3 protein-coding genes are annotated in these 2,007 nt (G+C 47.8%); all 3 read right to left on the bottom strand.

Going from position 1 to position 2,007, the window contains the following annotated elements; all coding sequences use genetic code 11:
- Positions 1 to 696 carry an N-acetylmuramate alpha-1-phosphate uridylyltransferase MurU gene (gene murU, locus ACTHS3_RS12030; RefSeq protein WP_070625201.1) on the bottom strand — a complete coding sequence of 232 codons (696 nt, stop codon included), beginning with the start codon at positions 694 to 696 and terminating at the stop codon, positions 1 to 3.
- Positions 697 to 789: 93 nt separating this feature from the next.
- Positions 790 to 1,740, bottom strand: coding sequence for a ketopantoate reductase family protein (locus ACTHS3_RS12025; protein WP_070625199.1), 951 nt, complete (start codon positions 1,738 to 1,740; stop codon positions 790 to 792).
- Between the two features lie 18 nt (positions 1,741 to 1,758).
- Positions 1,759 to 2,007, bottom strand: a 249-nt coding sequence (locus ACTHS3_RS12020; RefSeq protein WP_440368040.1) for a flavin reductase, incomplete at its 5' end; no start/stop codon positions are given.

Genomic DNA, 2,007 nt, shown 5'->3' with positions numbered 1-2,007 from the left:
TTACCAGCTTTGGGCGATACGGTCGGCTTCTTGCAGGCGTTCGACTGTGCCGACGTCCAACCAAAGGCCGTTGTGGTATTCGCCGCTGATTTGGTTTTGGCTCATGGCTTGACGCAACAGAGGGGCAAGCTTGGCAGCCTGGTGTGCCGGGGTGTCTTTGAAAAGCGCGGGATGATAAACGCCCACGCCGCTGAAAGTCATGGCTTGGCCGTCTGTGGATGATGCGGATACCAGGCCGTCTGAAAGCAGGCCGAAGTCGCCTTTGGGATGATGGGGCGGATTGTCCACCAGCCACAAATGGGCGAGAAGGTTGTGTTCCTGTATGCGCTGGGCAGCCAGTCGTGCAGCTTGGAAATCAATGTCGGTCAACACGTCGCCATTGACGACCAAAAACGGCTCGTTGCCCAAAAGAGGCAGGGCGGTGGCAATGCCTCCGGCAGTTTCCAGGCCTCCGGCGCGCTCGGGAGAATAGGCAATGTGTACGCCGTAGGCTGAACCGTCTTTTAATGTCTCTTCGATTTGTTGACCAAGCCAGGCATGGTTGATGACGATTTCAGTGAATCCGGCCTGCCGCAGGCGACGTAAGTGCCAGCCGATAAGCGGTGTACCTGCTACTTCGAGTAAAGGTTTGGGCGTGTGGTCGGTCAGCGGGCGCATGCGTTCGCCGCGACCGGCGGCCAATATCATTGCTTTCATGGGTGTGCCTATAATGTGTGAAACAGAAAAAGTCTCAGGCCGTCTGAAAAAATGAAACCGATGTTTCAGACGGCCTGAGATCCTTAAAACCTTCTAGATCGAAATCCCCTTCATATTTGCTTCCAGAATGGGCATCTCAATACCTAACTCTTGACCTGTCTGAAAGACACTTTGACAACAATAGAGGATATCTTGTTTGTCATTGTGTAATGTCATAATCTTTCGGGTCATTTCATTTTTAGCAAACATGACTTTCATAGCTTTTCCGGCAAGCCAAGCAGGAATTTTGTAAGGTAAGAGCTCAGCTTTATAAAGCTTCAAATTTACGCCACGTGCCTCAACGACTTTCAAAGCCTCTCGAATGGCTTTGATAGCTAATGATAATTCCGAAGAACTATTCATCAAGTTTAGGGCTAATTCTTCCGGGTTTTCTAGTTTTCCCGAACGTGCAGCTGTTGAAGTAACCCCCGCATTAATCGCCATATGAATCCAAATCCACTCGACCATATCATGAGGAACTTCCCACTTCAAATCTACAGAGGTCAGTAAAGTCGTCAGATTGACATAATTAAGAATTTTTGCTTTTTGCTCACCTTCTAGCATTAAATGGTCGAACAGAACGCCGTCCAAATGATCCTCGGTCATATGTCCACCAGCTGTCGGAAAAGCTAAAATATAGTCGTACTCTCCTGCCCACTCCTGGATCTCTTTTCGAGTATTCCAGAAATTGCAGAAGAAAACTAGAGTTCCTTTGATATTATTTTCTCGCAAGGTTTTCACGGCTTCTTTAACAAAACCATAACGCACACTCAGAAAAATAAAATCATATTCTGAATGAGCTTCAGCCACTTGAACCTCATAGGTATCATGTTTGCTTTCCCCTTTGGAATTACAGCGACCATCTAGCAAATTAACCGAGATAGATTTTGGAGCATTGTTCCGCCTACTGTTTCTAAGTATGTGTTTTACTTGATGGCCTGCTTTTTGAAAAGCATAGGCATAAGTCGTTCCGATAACTCCGAGTCCTAGGATTGCTATTCTCACCTAAAAATTAATTCCTTTTTATGCCAAAGATTTGAATTGCCTACGGAAATACAGCAATGCCGGCGCTTGCGTGTCGGTATTGCGGATTTCGTTGATCTGAACGAAAAAGACGTAATGCGTGCCGATTTCGCGTTGATCGACAATGCTGCCGTGCAGGTGCGCCAGCGCGCCTTCGACTTCGAGCTGTCCGGTTTGCCCCCTATGCCAAATATGGTATTCGAAGCGTTCTTCGGGCGAGAGGTCGGTCAGTCCGGCAAAGTGTTCGGC

This window comes from Neisseria sp. P0009.S007 (genome assembly GCF_051962515.1).
Note: the sequence above shows the minus strand (reverse complement) of the source record. Positions and strands in the feature narration are given on the sequence as shown.

Coding starts and splice junctions, on each gene's coding strand:
- murU (WP_070625201.1), bottom strand. CDS start 696: ATGAAAGCAATGATATTGGCCGCCGGTCGCGGCGAACGCATGCGCCCG.